Raw genomic sequence first — 265 nt, 5'->3', positions numbered from 1 at the left:
CGATTGCCGGTGTTTTTCGCTGAACAGTTTCGTTGCATCGAAGTCCTGACCGTGTTTTATACAGCTCCACAGACCGGTCAGGTACTTCCTCATGATGGCGCATATCGCCTGTATTTTCTTTTTCCCCCTCTTCTGCAGCGCCTGATAAAACTCTCGGGTTCGTGGCTCATGCTGTGCCGCGCTCAACGCCCCCATATACAACGCTCGCCGTAGGTGCCCGTTCCCCGCCTTGCACAACCTTCCCGGACGATTCACGCTACTCCCA

General features: G+C 55.1%; 1 protein-coding gene. It reads right to left on the bottom strand.

Going from position 1 to position 265, the window contains the following annotated elements:
* Positions 1-255, bottom strand: a 255-nt coding sequence (locus tag U869_RS32960; RefSeq protein WP_369795616.1) for a transposase, incomplete at its 3' end; no start/stop codon positions are given.
* Positions 256-265: the final 10 nt, after the last annotated feature.

The organism is Serratia sp. H1w, assembly GCF_000633355.1.
Taxonomy (GTDB): domain Bacteria; phylum Pseudomonadota; class Gammaproteobacteria; order Enterobacterales; family Enterobacteriaceae; genus Chania.
Note: the sequence above shows the minus strand (reverse complement) of the source record. Positions and strands in the feature narration are given on the sequence as shown.